This is a genomic window from Rhizobium subbaraonis (assembly GCF_900220975.1).
In the GTDB taxonomy this organism is placed as follows: Bacteria; Pseudomonadota; Alphaproteobacteria; order Rhizobiales; family Rhizobiaceae; genus Mycoplana; species Mycoplana subbaraonis.
Map to the genome: position 1 here is coordinate 230,115 of NZ_OBQD01000008.1, position 16,227 is coordinate 246,341.

A 16,227-nucleotide genomic window follows, 5' to 3' on the forward strand; every position below is an offset into this window, starting at 1 on the left:
GCATGACGGTTGCCGCAAATCCATTGCCGCATCGCGGCGACGATTCCTTTTTGCTTCCTGTTGCGCCCGTGTCATAAGGGCGCCCATGACCGAGATCAGCAATATCCCCGACAAGTCAGACTTCGCCCATGTCACCGAGTGGGTGTTCGATCTGGACAATACCCTCTATCCGCATCACGTCGATCTCTTCTCGCAGATCGACGTCAACATGACGGGCTATGTTGCAGCCCTTCTGGGGCTGTCGCGCGAAGAAGCGCGAACGCTGCAGAAGCGCTACTACCAGGATCACGGCACGACGCTGAAGGGATTGATGCTGCATCACGGCATAGACCCGCTGGATTTTCTCGAAAAGGCCCATGCGATCGACTATGGCGTGCTGGCCCCGGATCCGGCGCTGGGGGAAGCGATCAAGGCGCTGCCGGGGCGCAAGTTCATCTTCACCAATGGCAGCGTCAAGCATGCGGAGATGACGGCCCGTGCGCTCGGCATCCTCGACCACTTTGACGATATCTTCGACATCGTGGCGGCCGAATACGTGCCGAAGCCGGCCGACGCCACCTACGACAAGTTCATGGCGCTCAACCGCGTCGACACGGCGCGTGCGGCCATGTTCGAGGATCTGCCGCGCAATCTCCTGGTGCCCAAGGCGCTCGGCATGAAGACCGTTCTCCTGATGCCGCGCGACGAGAGCCACGAGTTCACCGATGCCTGGGAAAAGAGGACCGATGCGGATGTGCACATCGATTACGCCACGTCCGACCTCACCGGCTTCCTTTGCCGGCTGATCGACCGATAGGGCTGCCGTACGAGTTTGCGAAGAGGCCGGCTTTTCACCGGCCTCCCGCCATCATGCCTGGCTTATTTTCCGGTTGCCGCCGCTTCCGTATCCAGCGTCTCGTAGAACTTCTCGATCACCGACCAGGCCTCGTCGGCTGTGTCGACGAAGTGCATCAGTTCGACGTCGCCCGGCGAGATCGTGCCGAAATCGGCGAGCGCGTTGAAATTGATGATCGAGTTCCAGAAGGTCTTGCCGAAAAGGATCAGCGGCACGAGCGCCATGCGCCCGGTCTGCATCAGCGTTACGGTCTCGAAGAGTTCGTCGAGCGTGCCGAAGCCGCCCGGGAATACCGTGACCGCCTTTGCGCGCAGCAAGAAGTGCATCTTGCGCACCGCGAAATAGTGAAAGTTGAAGCTGAGGTCGGGCGTCACATAGGCATTGGGCGCCTGCTCGTGCGGCAGCACGATGTTGAGGCCGATCGACGGCGCGCCGACATCCGCCGCGCCCCGGTTGCCCGCTTCCATCACGCCGGGGCCGCCGCCGGTGACGACCACGAACTCCTTGAACCCGGTCTCTGCCGAACGCTCCGAGCACAACTTGGCGAATTTGCGCGCCTCGTCGTAGTAGACCGACGCTGCCTCGAGGTTCTTGCGCTGCGTCTCGTTGCGGGCTGCCCAAGCTTCCATGCCGGGCGCGGGAATGCGCGCGCCGCCGAACATCACCACCGTCGAGTTGATGCCGCGCTCGGCGAGCATCATCTCGACCTTGAGAAGCTCGAGCTGCAGCCGCACCGGGCGCAACTCTTCGCGGCAGAGGAATTCGTCGTCCACATAGGCGAGCCGGTAGGCCGGCGACATCGACTGCGGGGTGTGGGGAACGACCGAAGCCCGGTGCTTGTCGAACGCGCTGTCGGCCAGCGGATCCCAGACGCCGTCCTTGCGGCGAAGGTTCTTTTTCTTCAGTCGTGCCATATCACTATCCATCCAGCGGTCTGCTTCACATGAAGGCGCGTAGCAGGCCTGTTCAACGTTGTCATTCGGGCAATGTCCGGCTGTATCATCTCGCCGGTCTCGTCGCGACACCATCCGCCGGAAAAGGGCTTCAACTTTCCGGGATCATGCTCTAGGACTCGCTGCCGAAAATGATATGTCCCCTCCGGCATCCCGATGGGCCAGAATAATGGTCGAAGTTTAAGGAATTCCGATGAACAACTCCAATCTCGCCGCCCTTGAAGCCACCATTGAACGCGCCTTCGAAGAGCGCGATTCCGTTACCACCTCGACGCGCGGCGAGGTTCGCGATGCCGTGGAGGCCGCGCTGAACCTGCTCGACAGCGGCAAGGTGCGGGTGGCCGAGAAGGGTTCCGACGGTAACTGGACGGTCAACCAGTGGCTCAAGAAGGCCGTGCTGCTGTCGTTCCGCCTCAATCCGATGGAGATCGTTCCCGGCGGCCCCGGCGCTTCGGTCTGGTGGGACAAGGTGCCCTCGAAGTTCGACGGCTGGAGCGTCAACGAGTTCGAGCGCGCCGGCTTCCGCGCCGTGCCGAACTGCGTCGTTCGCCGCTCCGCCTACATCGCGCCGAACGCGATCCTGATGCCCTCCTTCGTCAACCTCGGCGCCTATGTGGGCGAGGGCACGATGGTCGATACCTGGGCGACGGTCGGCTCCTGCGCCCAGATCGGCAAGAACGTCCACCTGTCCGGCGGCGTCGGCATCGGCGGCGTACTGGAGCCGATGCAGGCCGGACCGACGATCATCGAGGACAACTGCTTCATCGGCGCCCGCTCGGAAGTTGTCGAAGGCTGCATCGTCCGCGAAGGCTCGGTGCTCGGCATGGGCGTCTTCATCGGCAAATCCACCAAGATCGTCGATCGCGCGACGGGCGAGATCATGTATGGCGAAGTGCCGCCCTATTCCGTGGTCGTCGCAGGCTCCATGGGCTCTGGCGCCACGATGGCTAATGGCCAACCCGCGCCGAACCTCTACTGCGCGGTCATCGTCAAGCGCGTCGACGAGAAGACCCGCTCCAAGACCGGCATCAACGAACTGCTCCGGGACTGAGCAATGGGCAGTTCGGACCAGCCGCCAAGTTTGCGATGGCTCTTCTTCGGCTGGTCCGGCCGCGTCTCCCGTCTGCCCTATGCGCTCGCTTGGGCTTTCTGGATGACGCTGGCCGCGGCCTTTCTGACACGCATGGTAATGACGCCGCAGGATCAGCCGGCGTTCGTTGTCTGGACGCTCCTGTTTTTCGCGGTGGGCGTCGTCTCCACCCTTTCCTCGGTCATGCTGACGATCAAGCGCTTGCATGACATGGCCCTGCCGGCGCCGCTGGTTTTGTGCCTGTTCGTCCCGGCGATTTCCATCTTCGCGCTCATTGCCTTCCTCGTCTGGCCCGGCACGCCCGGGCCAAACCTGCATGGCGCTGTTGCCGACCGCCCAAAGGAATGACGCCAGTGGCCCGCTGCATTATTTCCCGGCCGCTCCGCATCGCCTTTCGGGTGCGAAACATGCAGCGAATTCAGAATTTTGTCGGAGTGCCGTTGCGCCATCTTTCCCCTGCATGCAGGTGAAGGATGATGACAGCGCGCGCCCTATGAGCTAGACCCGACAAAGCGCTCCAGAACCTAAGACCGGCGGTGCATAGCGCGGCCAGCCGGCAGGCAGTCCAGCACATGACCACGATCGATCCCGTCCTCAATCTCGCCACTCTCATCCGCTGCCCTTCCGTCACGCCGGCCGAAGGCGGTGCGCTGGCGGCGCTGGAGGCCATGCTCGCCCCGCTCGGCTTCAATGTGGAGCGCGTGGTGATGTCGGCTCCGGGGACGCCGGATGTGGAGAACCTCTATGCGCGCATCGGCACCAACGGCCCGCATCTGATGTTTGCCGGCCACACCGACGTCGTGCCGGTCGGCGATGAGACCGCCTGGACCCACGGCCCTTTCTCGGCCGATATCGCCGACGGCGAAATGTACGGCCGCGGCGCTGTCGACATGAAGGGCGGGATTGCCTGCTTCGTTGCGGCCGTCGCCCGCCACATTGAGAAGCACGGGCCGCCGGCCGGCTCCGTCTCCTTTCTGATTACCGGTGACGAGGAAGGCCCCGCGGTCAACGGCACCATCAGGCTTTTGGAATGGGCGGCGGCGAAGGGCGAGCGCTGGGATGCCTGCGTGGTCGGCGAGCCGACCAATCCGGACATGCTGGGCGACATGATCAAGATCGGCCGGCGCGGCTCGGTCTCGGGCACGCTGACCGTCTTCGGGGTCCAGGGGCACGCCGCCTATCCGCACCTGGCGGACAATCCCGTCCGCGCCGTCATTGCTCTTGCCGATGCGCTGATGGACCCGCCCTTCGATGCGGGCACGGCCGACTTCCAGCCTTCGAACCTGGAGGTGACCACCATCGACGTGGGCAATCGCGCCGTAAACGTGATCCCGGCCAGGGCCTCTGCCAGCTTCAATATCCGCTTCAACGACAACTGGACGGCCGATGGCGTGAAAGCCGAAATCGTTCGCAGGCTGGAAAAGGCGGCATCCGACGACCGGCTCCGCCCGGGCCGTCAGCCGGTCCGCTACGAAATCACCTGGGCGGAACGTCCGAGCCACGTGTTCCTGACGCGCGACGACCGGCTCATCGCCTCCCTGTCGGCGGCGATCGAGGCGGCGATCGGCAGGGTTCCGAAGCTGTCGACCACCGGCGGCACGTCTGATGCGCGTTTCATCAAGGATTACTGCCCCGTCGTCGAATTTGGCCTCGTCGGCCAGACGATGCACATGGTCGACGAACGCGTCGCCGTCGCCGATCTCGAGACGCTGACGAAGATATACGAAACCTTCCTGGAACGCTGGTTCGCCGATGCCGGGGATTGACGAGGTCCTCCATTATCTCACCGGTGTCTGGCAACTCGTCCGACAGAAGCCCGAAGGCTTCCGCTGGCTGGACCTCACCTGGCGCGGTCTTGTTCGCTCGTTCTGGGCGATGGCCTGGAGCCTGCCGGCGCTGGCAGTCATATGGGCCTCGTGGCGCCTCTATTTTCTCGGCCGCATGCCGGAAGGAACGGGTGCCGGGTTCGATTTCGTCCTGAAGCTCGCCTTCATCGATCTCGTCGGCTGGTTCCTGCCGCTGATCCTCGTCGCCTTGCTGGCACGCCCGCTGGGATACGCGCAGCATCTGGCGACCATGGTCATCGCCAGCAACTGGATCGCCGTGCCCTTTGCCTACGCGACCGCCATTCCCTTTGCCATCGCGCTGGTGGTGCCGGATTTCTCCGCTTTTTCCGGGCTCCTGCTCTACGCCGTCTTCGGCATGAGTATCATGCTGCAGTACCGTCTGATGTGGATGTGCGTCGGCAAGCAGTCGCTGCTGGCGGCGACTATCACCGCATTGTTCGTGCTGCCGCCTCTTCTTGCAGGGCAGGGTCTGCAGGTTCTGCTCGGCACATTGCCGGGCTGAGAAATATCAGTAGTCGACCTGCATGAAGTAGAGCCCCTCCGGTGGGGCGACCGGGCCGCACGCCTTGCGGTCTCGAGCCTGCAGCGCTGCCCGCACATCGGCCACGCTCCACTTTCCTTCGCCTGCAAGCTTCAGCGTGCCGGCAAACGAGCGGATCTGATTGTGAAGGAAGCTCTGCGCCGTGGCGCGGATCTCGATCAGCTCGCCCGTGCGCGTCACGTCGAGCCGGTCGATCGTTCGGACCGGGCTGTTGGCCTGGCAATGGGCCGAGCGGAAGGTCGTAAAGTCGTGCTTGCCGACGAGTTCCTGCGCGGCGGCGTGCATCGCCTCGTGGTCGAGCGGCTTTGCCACGAACCACGCGCGCTTCGCCTCCAGCGCCAGCGGCGCCCGGCGCGCGATGATGCGGTAGAGGTAGTGGCGCCGCTGTGCGGAAAATCGGGCATCGAAGGTGTCGTCCACCAGCGCGGCATCAAGGATCGCCACCCGCTCGCCCGCCTGCATCAGATGCGCGTTCAGGGCGTTGCGAAGCGTGTGCTCCTCCCAGGCCCGGGACAGGTCGGCATGGGCGACCTGTCCCATGGCGTGGACGCCTGAATCGGTGCGGCCGGCGCCCCGGATCGAGATCGTTTCGCCGGTGAGGGAGAGGATCGCCTTTTCCACGGCGCCCTGAACGGAGGGGCCGTTTTCCTGCCGCTGCCAGCCGACATAGGGCGTACCATCATACTCTATGATCATGCGGTAGCGCGGCATCAGGCGATCACCGTGCCGGCCGGAACCGGTGTACCGCGCAGGAAATCCGCAACGTCGAGCGGCTTGCCGCCGGCCTTCTGCAGGCGGGTGAGCGAGATGGCGCCATCCGCGCACGCGACGACGAGACCATCGCGGGATAGCACCGTTCCCCTCGCCCCGTTGCCATCGGCGATCCGTGATCCCAGCACCTTCACCCGCTCGGGCCTGCCGGCAACGTCCAGTTCGAACCAGGCGCCTGGGAAGGGGGACAGCGCACGGATGTGGTTGTGCACATCGGCCGCGGGGCGGGCGAAGTCGATCCGGGTCTCGCCCTTGTTGATCTTGGCCGCATAGACAACACCCTCGTCGTCCTGCGGCGTCAGCGGCAGCACACCGGTTTCCAGGCGTTCCATCGCCTGTGCCATCAGCGTGCCGCCAACCTGCATCAGCCTGTCGTGCAATTCGCCGCCGGTCATCTCGGGCGCAATGGCGACGCGCTGGGTCAGCGCAACGGGACCGGTGTCGAGCCCCTTGTCCATCTTCATCACCATCATGCCGGTTTCCGTGTCACCAGCCATGATCGCCCGCTGGATCGGTGCCGCACCGCGCCAGCGCGGCAGCAGCGAGGCGTGACCGTTGTAGCAGCCGAGCCGGGTGCCGGTCAGGATCGCCTCGGGCAGGAGCAGCCCGTAGGCGACCACTACGGCAACATCGGCTTCGAGCGCCCGGAAGGCTGCACGATCTTCCTCGGCCTTGAAGTTCAGGGGCGTGTACACGGGGATGCCGAGCGCTTCGGCGCGCTGGTGCACGGGCGATTTCTGCAGCTCCAGCCCGCGTCGCCCCGCAGGCCGCGGCGGCTGCGAATAGGCGGCGACGATTGTATGGCCGGCCTCGAAAAGCGCGTTCAGCGTCGCCACGGAAAATTCCGGCGTGCCCATGAAGATGATGCGAAGCGCCATGCCGCAATGCTCCCGTCAGGCGCATGATTCTCCGGATCGGACCGATCGCCAGAGCGGCGCATGCGCGGGTTCAAACTGTTACCGTAGTGGCCCGGGGTCAGCGTTTCAACGTCGCCGTCAGATCGCCTTGGCGCCGCGGGTCTTTGCGGCCTTGGTGAACTTGCGGATCACCATGTCGCGCTTGAGCTTGGAGATATGGTCGATGAAGAGCACGCCGTTGAGGTGGTCGATTTCGTGCTGCAGGCAGGTCGCCAGCAATCCGTCGGCCTCGATCGTCTGCTCCTTGCCGTCGCGGTCGAGATAACGCACGGTGATCGCGGCCGGGCGCTCCACTTCGGCGTAGTAGTCCGGGATCGAAAGGCAGCCTTCCTCGTAGACGGAACGCGCATCGCTCGAGGCGACGATCTCGGGGTTGATGAAGACGAGCGGCGTCTTCTCCTCGCCGTCCTTCGAGACGTCCAGCACCAGCATGCGGCGCGGCACGCCGATCTGGATCGCCGCCAGGCCGATGCCGGGCGCGTCGTACATCGTCTCCAGCATGTCCGTTGCCAGGCGGCGCGTCTCGTCGTTGATGGCCTCCAGGGGGGTGGAGACCTGTCGCAGGATGGGATCGGGAAGAATAATCAGCGGTTTGATCGTCATGTGCTTCACTTAGCGGTTTGTCGGGCGCCTTTCAATTGTCTTGGAAGGCATCGCTTTCCATCCAGGCTACCCGGCATTCTGTTCACGTTATGATCTATCTTCGGGCGCAAATACTGGTATGTTTGCGCCATGACTCCGCAATTCTCTTTCAAGGAAACGCTGATTCGGCTGGTGGATGCCCTGTCGCGGGATCCGGCCCTGCAGCTTCTGTGCATTCTGGCGGCGGCCGTGCTGCTAGGCATCTTCTATGTCGCTCGCCGTTCGGCGCGTATTCGGCAGCAGGCATCGGCCGTAGCCGACGCGCGGCTTTCGGAGCTGTTACGGGCGCAAAACGAGATGCAGGGCCGTGTCGCGGCCATGGCCGAGGTGTTTGGCGCGCGGCAGGCGGAGACCAACCAGTCGATCAATCAGCGGCTCGACGGGCTGACGCAGCGGCTCGGCCAGTCGATCAGCGAGCAGACGCGCGCCACCCATGAGAACCTCCGCCGGCTGCAGGAGCGGCTGGCGGTGATCGACACCGCGCAGACGAACATCCAGTCGCTGGCCAAAGACGTCGTCGGCCTGCAGGCCATTCTCTCCAACAAGCAGACGCGGGGTGCGTTCGGGCAGGCGCGCATGGAGGCGATCGTCGCGGACGGCCTTCCGATGGGTGCCTACGAATTCCAGCCGCAACTGGCAAACGGCGTCCGTCCCGATTGCGTCATCCGCATGCCGAACGGCCAGCCGCCGCTGGTGATCGACGCCAAGTTTCCGCTGGAGGCATGGAACGCCATGGGCGCGGCCAAGAGTGCCGAGGCGTCGAAGGCCGCAGCCCAGCAGTTTCGCCGTGACATGGAGGTCCATGTCCGTGACATCGCGGAGAAGTACCTTCTCCCGGGCGAGACGCAGGACACCGCCTTCCTCTTCGTTCCCTCGGAATCGATCTTCGCGGCCGTCCACGAGAACTTCGAGGCGATTGTCCAGAAGGCCCATCGTTCCCGCATCGTCATCGTCTCGCCCTCCCTCCTGCTGCTGTCGATACAGGTGCTTCAGGCCTTGCTGAAGGACCAGCGCATGCGCGAGCAGGCGCACGTTATCCAGGGTGAGGTGGTCCGGCTGATGGAGGACCTCGGACGTCTCGATGACCGCGTTCGCAAGCTGCACGGCCATTTCACCTCGGCACAGAAGGATGTGGACCAGATCCTTACCTCGACGGAGAAGCTCGCCCGCCGGGGCGCGCGCATCGGCGAGATGGAGTTCGAAACCGCAGCCGCGTCCGCCTCGGTCCAGCCGCAGCAACCGGCCGAGCGAGGGGTCGAGAGCCGCACCGGCCAATTGAAGCTCAGAGTGGTTGACGAGGACTGATCGTCTCGGGCAGTGTCGGCCGAAGAAAACCGCTGAGGAACGCGTCCCCATGATCACCGTCTTCGGATCCATCAACATGGATCTCATCGCCACGACCGAGCGTCTGCCGAAGCCGGGGGAAACCGTGCGCGGACATACGTTCACGACTGCGGCCGGCGGCAAGGGCGCCAATCAGGCGCTGGCGGCCCGGCGTGCGGGCGCGACCGTACGGATGGCGGGTGCGGTAGGCGGCGATGCCTTCGCAGCCGAATCGCTGGTGCTGCTGACGCAGGCCGCGGTAAACCTCGACCTGGTGAAGGTCGCAGACGAGCCGACGGGCACGGCCCACATCCTCGTCAGCGACGACGGCGAGAACGTTATCGTCGTCGTGGCCGGGGCCAACGGCGACGTCACGGCTGCGGACGCCAAGGCTGCGGTCTCGCAGATGTCGGCGGGCGACGTCCTGATGCTGCAGCTGGAAGTGCCGCCGGAAGCCGTGGAGGCGGCGCTCGACGCGGCAAAGGCGCGGCGGGTCACGTCGGTCATCAACCTCGCGCCGCTGACGTCGGATGCCCAAATGCTGGGTGCCAAGGCCGATATCGTCGTCACCAACGAAACCGAGTTCGAGCTTTTCGCCGGCAAGCAGAACCTGTCGGACGCGGCGCGGGAAGCCGAAATGCGCGCGATCCATGAGCGCACGGGCCAGACGCTGATCGTCACGCTCGGCGCCGACGGGGTCATCGCCATCCGCAAGGGCAACGTTTTTCGCACCCCCGGCCTGAAGATCGAGCCGGTGGATACTGTCGGTGCCGGCGACAGTTTCTGTGGCTATCTTGCTGCCTCGCTCGATGCCGGCCTTCCCTTTGCCGACTGCCTGCGCCGCGCGGCCGTCGCCGGCTCGCTGGCGTGCCTCAAGCGCGGCGCCCAGCCCTCGATACCCGATGCTGCTGCGGTCGATGCCCTGGTGTCGGCAAGCTAGCCTTGTTCATGCGCAGGTGGAACCTTTCTTGAAACGCGGGTGCTGCGGCCTACCTTTTGTTGCGCTGCGGCAAGGAGAGAGGCGATGAGCGAAGACGAGGCCCCGGAGACCAAACTTACCCAGACGAAGCGCCGCTGGGCCGAGCAGGGCCGCTTTCTGACGGGCCGGATCAGCCGGCAGGGTACGGATCGCCTGCCGCCGGGCCAGCATCTGGTGAAGAACTGGCCCGTTCTCGATCTCGGTCAGCAGCCGGTCGTCCGGCCCGAGAGCTGGCGGCTCGATATCGCAGGCGAGGTGGATAGCCCGGCTTCGCTCGACTGGCGCGCCTTTCAGGCGCTGCCGCAGACCAACAATCAGTCCGACATCCACTGCGTGACGACATGGTCGCGCTACGACAATCGCTGGCAGGGGGTCTCCACGCATGACCTGCTCGATCTCGTCATGCCGAAGCCGTCGGCGAGCCATGTCATGCTGTCGAGCTATGACGGCTATACCACCAACCTGCCGCTTGCCGATTTCGCCGTCGAGGACGCGATTCTGGCCACCCACTGGGAGGGAGAACCCCTGTCGGTGGAGCACGGCGGCCCGGTGCGCCTCGTGGTGCCCCACCTCTACTTCTGGAAAAGTGCCAAGTGGGTGAACCGCATCGAGTTCCTGGTCGGCGACCGGGCGGGTTTCTGGGAGCGCAACGGCTATCACATGCGGGGCGATCCCTGGACCGAGGAGCGCTATTCGGGGGATTGAGCTTTGTCCCTAGCTCGTAGGAGCTATTCTTCCCGTTGTCGACAGGTTCACGAGGGATCAGTATATTAGCGCCTTCTTTTAAAATGGAGGGCGCCCCCGATGGCGACGTACACCGTCTATTTTCCCGGTGGCAAGTATCCCCAGGACTACAGCCCTGCCATTGCCGGCTTCAACTACAATCCGATGTTCGGCGAACTGGTCGATCTGTCTTCGGCGACGGTGATCGGCAGTTCGTCGACGCGCTATACCCTGCAGCTCGATGACGGCCTCAAGCTGCGCTTCAGTGGCTCCGGCTTCACCTTCGATGGCGGCGGGGACGCGACCGGCGGGACGGTGACGAAGGTCGAGTTGCTGCAGTCGAACGGCACGACGCTGGTATCGACGCTCACGGGACTCAGCCTGTCGCTGGAGGCCCTGCAGGATGCGGCGACCGTCTTCGATCCGTGGAGCCTCCAGTCCTGGATACTCAACCGCAGCGACATCCTGAACGGGTCGTCCGGAAACGACGATCTGGAGGGTTTCGCCGGCAACGATACGATCAACGCCAAGGGCGGCGACGACTTCGTCATCGGCGGTGAGGGCAGGGACCGCTACGACGGCGGAACCGGCTGGGACAATCTCAGCTTCCAGGACGCGCGCTTCAATCCCAATGCGCTTGGCGGCGTCGTGCTCGACGCGGCATCCGGCACAGTGGTGGACCCTTACGGCAACACCGAGCAGTTCCAGAATTTCGAGACCTTCCGGGGTACCCAGTTTCGCGACATGCTGAAGGGGTCGGCCAGGGACGAGGATTTCCAGGGCGTCGGTGGGCGGGACGTCATCGACGGCCGTGGTGGCTTCGACACCGTCAGCTATCATCGCGACCAGAGCAACGGTGGTCGCGCCATCGGCGTGACGGTGGACCTCAAGGCCGGAACGGCGATCGACGGCTTCAGCAAGACGGACACCCTCAGCCGCATCGAGGGCGTGCGCGGCACCGCCTATGCCGACAGCCTGACCGGCGGCAACGGCGACAACTGGTTGCGCGGAGACGGAGGAAACGACTATCTCGCAGGCGGCCTCGGCAACGACCAGTTGCGCGGTGACGGCGGCAGCGACTACTTCGTCTTCAACACGAAACTCAGCGCTGCGTACAATGTCGATGAGATCGAGGACTTCAACGTCGCCGCCGACACGATCAAGTTGGAGAACGCGGTCTTCACCAAGCTGAGCGGCATCGGAACGCTCTCGGCATCGCAGTTCGTGGCCAATGACAAGGGCTGCGCGGAAAACGCCTCGCACCGCATCATCTACGAGAAGGACGCCGGCAATCTCTACTACGATTACAACGGCAAGGCGTCCGGCGGTCGCGTGCTGTTCGCGACGCTTGACGACGGCCTGGCAATGACGGCGGCAGATTTCTTCATCATCTGACGGCGCCATGCCCCCGGCGGCGTCAGCGCGCAGACCCGTCAGCGTCGGAACGTGTCTTCGTAGATTGCGGGCTTGAAGCCTGCAAGATAGCGGCCGTCCACGTCGAGGATCGGTCGCTTTATCATCGATGGCTGCGCCACCATCAGCGCAATCGCCCTTTCGGCGTCGAGATCGGCCTTCTCCGCCTCGGGAAGCGCGCGGAAGGTGGTGCCGGACCGGTTCAGGACCGTCTCCCAGCCCAATTCGTCGATCCAGCGTCTGATCGATGCGGCGTCGATTCCCTCCGCCTTGTAGTCGTGGAAGAGATAGGGGATGCCGTGCGTGTCGAGCCAGGTCCGGGCCTTCTTCATCGTGTCACAGTTCTTGATGCCGTAGATCCTGACGGTCATTTCCATGTTTCCTTTCGGCTCAAAGGCTGAGGAACTTTTCGACCACCGCATCGACCTCGGCGCTCTTCAGGCCGGCGATGTTGATGCGGGCAGAGCCGGGCATGTAGATCGCGTGCTCGGCGCGAAGCCGCAACACGTCCTCTTCGGCAAGCGGCAGCAGCGAGAACATGCCCTCCTGTTCGGCGACCGCTGTCAGGACCTGCCACCGGCGCGAAAGCCCGGCAGCGAGGCGTTGGCGGATCGAGGCGACACGGCCGCGCATCACGTCGAGCTCCGCCATCCAGTCGGCCTTGAGCACGTCGTCTCCCAAGATCTCGCTGACGATCGCGGCCCCGTGGTCGGGCGGCATCGAGTAGGCGGTACGCGCCAGCGCGGCAAGGTTGGAGCGGGCCGAAAGGGCGATATCCCCTGTCGCCGTCACGGCGAACACCGCCCCGGTGCGTTCGCGGTAGAGGCCGAAATTCTTGGAGCAGGAAATCGCAAGCAGGGCCTCCGGGACGGCGTCTAGCACCGTGCAGAGGCCCGCCCGGTCCGCTTCCAGCCCCCTGCCGAAACCCTGATAGGCGCTGTCGATCAGCGGCAGCAGGCCGCGCTCGGCGATCAGCGTCGAAAGCGCGTGCCATTGGTCCGCAGTGAGAACGGCGCCGGTCGGATTGTGGCAGCTGGCATGCAGCAGCACCGCGTCCCCTTTCTCTGCCGTTTTCAGAGCCTCCATCATCTCGTCGAACAGGATCGACTGGGACGGAACGTCGAAGAACGGGTGCGAGACGACCTCCAGTCCGGCGACCTTGAAGATTGCCGGATGGTTCGGCCACGTCGGCACGCCGACCCAGATCCGTGTCACGCCCATGCGTGCCATCAGGTCCGCGGCAAGCCGCAAAGCGCCCGAGCCGCCGGGCGTCTGCAGGCTGGCGACGGCCCGGTCGCGTCCGGAAGGACCGGTCGTCAGCTCCCAGAGCCGTTCGAGGAACACGGGGTCGCCTTCGGGCCCGACATAGGATTTCGTCGCCTGGCCAGCGACAAGCCGGCGTTCGGCTTCCTTCACCGCGCGGAAGATCGGCGTCGCGCCCTCTTCGTCACGGTAGACGCCGACACCCAGATCCACCTTTCCGGCCCTGGCATCGGCGCGATAGAGCCCGATCAGGGCGAGAAGCGGATCATCGGGCTGGCGGTTGAGCGTTTCGAACATGATGAGACCCCTTCGACTGGGTTTGGCTTGTGATCGTTTATGCGAAATCCGCCCCAATTTCGAGCCTGAACTTGCTGGACCGCACCTGTAATCCGGAGGGGGACGCTCATTCATTTTCGCCGACGGACCTGCGTCACGCGGTTGCGGCGAGGAAGGGGCTACCCTATGTTCTGCCTTGCCTGCGCGCCCCTGCGAAGGAAGGGCTGTTGAAGAAACTGAACGAAAAGATGAGCTCCGCCGCCCTGGCGGCGATCCGCAATCGCCGTGGGCACCGGCCGTTCTCCGCCAATCGCGACGGCGGCGACACCGTCATCGCCTCCTACAACGTCCATAAATGTGTCGGCGTCGATCGCAAGTTCGATCCGGACCGCGTGGCGGCTGTCATCTCGGAGATCGATGCCGATGTGATCGCGATCCAGGAAGCCGACAAACGCTTCGGCGCGCGCTCCGGCCTGCTGGATCTGACGGCGCTTGAGCGGGACTGTGGCCTCATCCCGGTTCCCATTATGACGCATTCGACCAGCGGCCACGGCTGGCATGGCAACATGCTGATGATCCGCAAGGGCACCGTCCTGAACGTGCGCCAGTTGAAACTGCCGGGCGTGGAGCCGCGCGGGGCGCTGGTGGTGAATTTCGATTTCCCCAATGGCAGGCTGCGCGTGGTCGCCGCCCATTTCGGCCTGCTCAAGCGGTCGCGGCAACTGCAGGCCAAGGCGGTGCTGGCCTCCGTGGCCCAGGAGGAGGAGATGCCGACCGTTTTGATCGGCGATCTCAACGAATGGCGCGTCGGCCGTCGCTCCTCACTGTCGCCGCTCGCTCCCGTGTTCGATCCCGCTGCCGGCGCAGTTCCAAGCTTTCCCTCGCGCTTTCCCGTTCTGGCGCTGGATCGCGTGCTCGGCCACCCGCACGATCTCGTGGCCGCTGTCGAAGTTCACGACAGTCCGCTTGCCCGTGTCGCCTCCGATCACCTGCCGATCAAGGCGCATATCGATCTTCAGTCGATCTGGGACCGTTCCTACGGCAACGCGCATCGCGTCGGGGCGACGGCGGAAGCGGTTCGGTAAAGGGCGCGATCTCAAAGATAGGGCGAGCCCAGCCAGGTGATCCGCTCGATCAGCCGCCGCGAGAAGGGGCGTGCCCGCAGAGCCTGCAGGTTCACCTCCTTCGCCGTCCTGAGCGCTTTGCCGATGCGCGCTTCGATCTCGGCTGCGAAGAACGTGTCGAACACCTCGATGTCAATCTCGAAGTTCAGGCGTAGCGAGCGCGGATCGAGATTGGAGGATCCGATGTAGGACCAGACCCCGTCGATGACTGTCAGCTTGGAATGGTTGAAGGCGCCGCCTGCGCGCCAGATCCTGCAGCCGGCCTTGAGCAACTGGTCGAACTGCGCCGTCATTGCAAGATCGACCAGTTTGAGATTGTTGGTCCCGGGGACGACGATGTCGATGGCCACGCCGCGGCGCGCCGCCGTCGCAAGCGCGCTGATCAGGTCTCTCTCAGGCAGGAAATAGGGCGACATGATCCGGATACGGCTCTTGGCGACCGAGATCGCCCCCATCAGCATGCGCTGGTTGGCTTCGAGGCTGCTGTCGGGGCCGGAAGAGACGGCGCGCGCGAACAGCGCGGCGTTGGGCTCAGCCTTCGGCGGCGCCAGTTGCCATGCCTCGCCATCGAGCGCGGCGCCGCCGGAAAATCGCCAGTCCTCGTAGGCAACGTGGAAGATATCGCCGACAATCGGTCCTTCCGCGCGGAAGTGCGTGTCCTTGGCTTCGTCATCGCCGGAAAATTCGCGGGCGAACGCAGCGCGTATGTTGAGCCCCCCGGTGAAGGCGACGGCGCCGTCGACGATCAGGATCTTCCTGTGCGTCCGAAGATTGGCGTAGGGCAGCCGCAGTCCCATGACGATGTTGCCGTTGAAGACGCGGGTGGAGACGCCGCCCTGTTTGAGCGTCTGCATGATGCTGGGCGTCGAATAGCGGGCACCGACCGCGTCGATCAGCACATGCACCTTCACCCCGCGCGCCACCGCTGCTGAAAGGGCGGAGGCAAACCGCAAACCCATGCCGTCGCGGTCGAAGATGTAGGTTTCGAGCAGGATGCTGCGCCGGGCTCCGTTGATCGCATCGAGCATCGCCGTATAGGCGATGTCGCCGGTTTCCAGAACCGCGATGCGGTTTCCGGAGGTCAGCGCGAAGCGGCTGACATTGTCGCCCAAGTGCTTCATCGCCGAAAGGGCGCCGCCGTAGCGGCTGTAGACTGTCTCTCCGGACACGTCGTGATGAACGGTGTGGTGGCCCTTCCTGGTGATCGCGCCGGCTCGCTGCAGCGTCAGCGTCTTGCGCCGGATCCGGTTGATGCCGACGACGTAGTAGATGACCGCGCCAAGGATCGGCGACAGCAGGATGACGCCGACCCAGCCGATCGCTGCGCGCACCTCTTCCTTGGTCATCGTCGCGTGGATTGCAGCCGGTGTGCCGAGCACGATCGAAAGCACGACCAGGACATGCGGCCAGTAGTCGGAGATCGTCTGCAGCATTCCGTTCCGCCGGTCACCATCTGAAGGTTGAACGCTATTGTCCCTCCACCTTAGCGTATCGGCAAAGAAAATCAGTATCGATTTTAAGGAGGGATTG

General features: G+C 64.3%; 17 protein-coding genes. 10 read left to right on the forward strand and 7 right to left on the reverse strand.

Annotated features, from left to right (window positions below; genetic code table 11):
- The first annotated feature begins 85 nt into the window (after nucleotides 1–85).
- Complete coding sequence (locus CRO48_RS14290; protein ID WP_097140385.1) at nucleotides 86–796, forward strand: pyrimidine 5'-nucleotidase; 711 nt, start codon at nucleotides 86–88, stop codon at nucleotides 794–796.
- Nucleotides 797–858: 62 nt separating this feature from the next.
- On the opposite strand, the gene CRO48_RS14295 is transcribed toward CRO48_RS14290, so the two are convergent.
- Nucleotides 859–1,749, reverse strand: a complete 891-nt coding sequence (locus CRO48_RS14295) for an LOG family protein (protein WP_097140387.1) — start codon at nucleotides 1,747–1,749, stop codon at nucleotides 859–861.
- 232 nt (nucleotides 1,750–1,981) lie between these two features.
- On the opposite strand from CRO48_RS14295, the gene dapD reads away from it, so the two are divergent.
- The 4 genes from dapD (at nucleotide 1,982) to CRO48_RS14315 (ending at nucleotide 5,227) form a co-directional block, all read left to right on the forward strand.
- On the forward strand, nucleotides 1,982–2,839 hold the full coding sequence (dapD, locus tag CRO48_RS14300; RefSeq protein ID WP_097140389.1) for a 2,3,4,5-tetrahydropyridine-2,6-dicarboxylate N-succinyltransferase: 858 nt from the start codon (nucleotides 1,982–1,984) through the stop codon (nucleotides 2,837–2,839).
- Nucleotides 2,840–2,842: 3 nt separating this feature from the next.
- Complete coding sequence (locus tag CRO48_RS14305; protein ID WP_097140390.1) at nucleotides 2,843–3,226, forward strand: DUF805 domain-containing protein; 384 nt, start codon at nucleotides 2,843–2,845, stop codon at nucleotides 3,224–3,226.
- Between the two features lie 224 nt (nucleotides 3,227–3,450).
- Nucleotides 3,451–4,644 (forward strand): succinyl-diaminopimelate desuccinylase, encoded by a 1,194-nt coding sequence (dapE, locus tag CRO48_RS14310; RefSeq protein WP_097140392.1) that lies wholly within the window; start codon nucleotides 3,451–3,453, stop codon nucleotides 4,642–4,644.
- Entirely contained in the window at nucleotides 4,631–5,227 is a 597-nt protein-coding gene (locus tag CRO48_RS14315) for a hypothetical protein (protein ID WP_097140395.1), read from the forward strand. The genes dapE and CRO48_RS14315 overlap by 14 nt, the downstream gene beginning before the upstream one ends.
- A gap of 6 nt (nucleotides 5,228–5,233) precedes the next feature.
- Here the strand turns inward: CRO48_RS14315 and truA are convergent, their stop codons facing one another.
- The 3 genes from truA to def form a co-directional block, all read right to left on the reverse strand.
- Entirely contained in the window at nucleotides 5,234–5,977 is a 744-nt protein-coding gene (gene truA, locus CRO48_RS14320) for a tRNA pseudouridine(38-40) synthase TruA (RefSeq protein WP_097140397.1), read from the reverse strand.
- Nucleotides 5,977–6,915: a methionyl-tRNA formyltransferase gene (gene fmt / locus CRO48_RS14325; protein ID WP_097140400.1), complete on the reverse strand. Its 939-nt coding sequence runs from the start codon at nucleotides 6,913–6,915 to the stop codon at nucleotides 5,977–5,979. The genes truA and fmt overlap by 1 nt, the downstream gene beginning before the upstream one ends.
- A gap of 117 nt (nucleotides 6,916–7,032) precedes the next feature.
- Complete coding sequence (def, locus tag CRO48_RS14330; protein WP_097140402.1) at nucleotides 7,033–7,557, reverse strand: peptide deformylase; 525 nt, start codon at nucleotides 7,555–7,557, stop codon at nucleotides 7,033–7,035.
- A gap of 129 nt (nucleotides 7,558–7,686) precedes the next feature.
- On the opposite strand from def, the gene CRO48_RS14335 reads away from it, so the two are divergent.
- From CRO48_RS14335 to CRO48_RS14350, 4 genes are all read left to right on the forward strand, one after another.
- On the forward strand, nucleotides 7,687–8,901 hold the full coding sequence (locus CRO48_RS14335; RefSeq protein WP_097140403.1) for a DNA recombination protein RmuC: 1,215 nt from the start codon (nucleotides 7,687–7,689) through the stop codon (nucleotides 8,899–8,901).
- Between the two features lie 49 nt (nucleotides 8,902–8,950).
- Nucleotides 8,951–9,859 (forward strand): ribokinase, encoded by a 909-nt coding sequence (locus CRO48_RS14340; RefSeq protein WP_097140406.1) that lies wholly within the window; start codon nucleotides 8,951–8,953, stop codon nucleotides 9,857–9,859.
- A gap of 84 nt (nucleotides 9,860–9,943) precedes the next feature.
- The gene (locus CRO48_RS14345; protein ID WP_097140408.1) at nucleotides 9,944–10,603 is read left to right on the forward strand and encodes a sulfite oxidase-like oxidoreductase; all 660 of its coding nucleotides are present in this window, start codon (nucleotides 9,944–9,946) and stop codon (nucleotides 10,601–10,603) included.
- Nucleotides 10,604–10,702: 99 nt separating this feature from the next.
- Complete coding sequence (locus CRO48_RS14350; protein WP_097140409.1) at nucleotides 10,703–12,016, forward strand: calcium-binding protein; 1,314 nt, start codon at nucleotides 10,703–10,705, stop codon at nucleotides 12,014–12,016.
- 38 nt (nucleotides 12,017–12,054) lie between these two features.
- On the opposite strand, the gene CRO48_RS14355 is transcribed toward CRO48_RS14350, so the two are convergent.
- Both CRO48_RS14355 and CRO48_RS14360 read right to left on the reverse strand, forming a co-directional pair.
- Nucleotides 12,055–12,405, reverse strand: coding sequence for an ArsC family reductase (locus CRO48_RS14355; protein ID WP_097140531.1), 351 nt, complete (start codon nucleotides 12,403–12,405; stop codon nucleotides 12,055–12,057).
- Nucleotides 12,406–12,424: 19 nt separating this feature from the next.
- A complete protein-coding gene (locus CRO48_RS14360; RefSeq protein WP_097140410.1) occupies nucleotides 12,425–13,594 on the reverse strand; it encodes an amino acid aminotransferase in 1,170 nt (389 codons plus the stop codon).
- A 227-nt stretch (nucleotides 13,595–13,821) separates the two neighbouring features.
- On the opposite strand from CRO48_RS14360, the gene CRO48_RS14365 reads away from it, so the two are divergent.
- Entirely contained in the window at nucleotides 13,822–14,658 is an 837-nt protein-coding gene (locus CRO48_RS14365; protein ID WP_097140533.1) for an endonuclease/exonuclease/phosphatase family protein, read from the forward strand.
- An 11-nt stretch (nucleotides 14,659–14,669) separates the two neighbouring features.
- On the opposite strand, the gene CRO48_RS14370 is transcribed toward CRO48_RS14365, so the two are convergent.
- The gene (locus CRO48_RS14370; protein ID WP_097140411.1) at nucleotides 14,670–16,130 is read right to left on the reverse strand and encodes a phospholipase D-like domain-containing protein; all 1,461 of its coding nucleotides are present in this window, start codon (nucleotides 16,128–16,130) and stop codon (nucleotides 14,670–14,672) included.
- Nucleotides 16,131–16,227: the final 97 nt, after the last annotated feature.

Coding starts and splice junctions, on each gene's coding strand:
- CRO48_RS14290 (WP_097140385.1), top strand. CDS start 86: ATGACCGAGATCAGCAATATCCCCGACAAGTCAGACTTCGCCCATGTC.
- CRO48_RS14295 (WP_097140387.1), bottom strand. CDS start 1,749: ATGGCACGACTGAAGAAAAAGAACCTTCGCCGCAAGGACGGCGTCTGG.
- dapD (WP_097140389.1), top strand. CDS start 1,982: ATGAACAACTCCAATCTCGCCGCCCTTGAAGCCACCATTGAACGCGCC.
- CRO48_RS14305 (WP_097140390.1), top strand. CDS start 2,843: ATGGGCAGTTCGGACCAGCCGCCAAGTTTGCGATGGCTCTTCTTCGGC.
- dapE (WP_097140392.1), top strand. CDS start 3,451: ATGACCACGATCGATCCCGTCCTCAATCTCGCCACTCTCATCCGCTGC.
- CRO48_RS14315 (WP_097140395.1), top strand. CDS start 4,631: ATGCCGGGGATTGACGAGGTCCTCCATTATCTCACCGGTGTCTGGCAA.
- truA (WP_097140397.1), bottom strand. CDS start 5,977: ATGCCGCGCTACCGCATGATCATAGAGTATGATGGTACGCCCTATGTC.
- fmt (WP_097140400.1), bottom strand. CDS start 6,915: ATGGCGCTTCGCATCATCTTCATGGGCACGCCGGAATTTTCCGTGGCG.
- def (WP_097140402.1), bottom strand. CDS start 7,557: ATGACGATCAAACCGCTGATTATTCTTCCCGATCCCATCCTGCGACAG.
- CRO48_RS14335 (WP_097140403.1), top strand. CDS start 7,687: ATGACTCCGCAATTCTCTTTCAAGGAAACGCTGATTCGGCTGGTGGAT.
- CRO48_RS14340 (WP_097140406.1), top strand. CDS start 8,951: ATGATCACCGTCTTCGGATCCATCAACATGGATCTCATCGCCACGACC.
- CRO48_RS14345 (WP_097140408.1), top strand. CDS start 9,944: ATGAGCGAAGACGAGGCCCCGGAGACCAAACTTACCCAGACGAAGCGC.
- CRO48_RS14350 (WP_097140409.1), top strand. CDS start 10,703: ATGGCGACGTACACCGTCTATTTTCCCGGTGGCAAGTATCCCCAGGAC.
- CRO48_RS14355 (WP_097140531.1), bottom strand. CDS start 12,405: ATGACCGTCAGGATCTACGGCATCAAGAACTGTGACACGATGAAGAAG.
- CRO48_RS14360 (WP_097140410.1), bottom strand. CDS start 13,594: ATGTTCGAAACGCTCAACCGCCAGCCCGATGATCCGCTTCTCGCCCTG.
- CRO48_RS14365 (WP_097140533.1), top strand. CDS start 13,822: ATGAGCTCCGCCGCCCTGGCGGCGATCCGCAATCGCCGTGGGCACCGG.
- CRO48_RS14370 (WP_097140411.1), bottom strand. CDS start 16,130: ATGCTGCAGACGATCTCCGACTACTGGCCGCATGTCCTGGTCGTGCTT.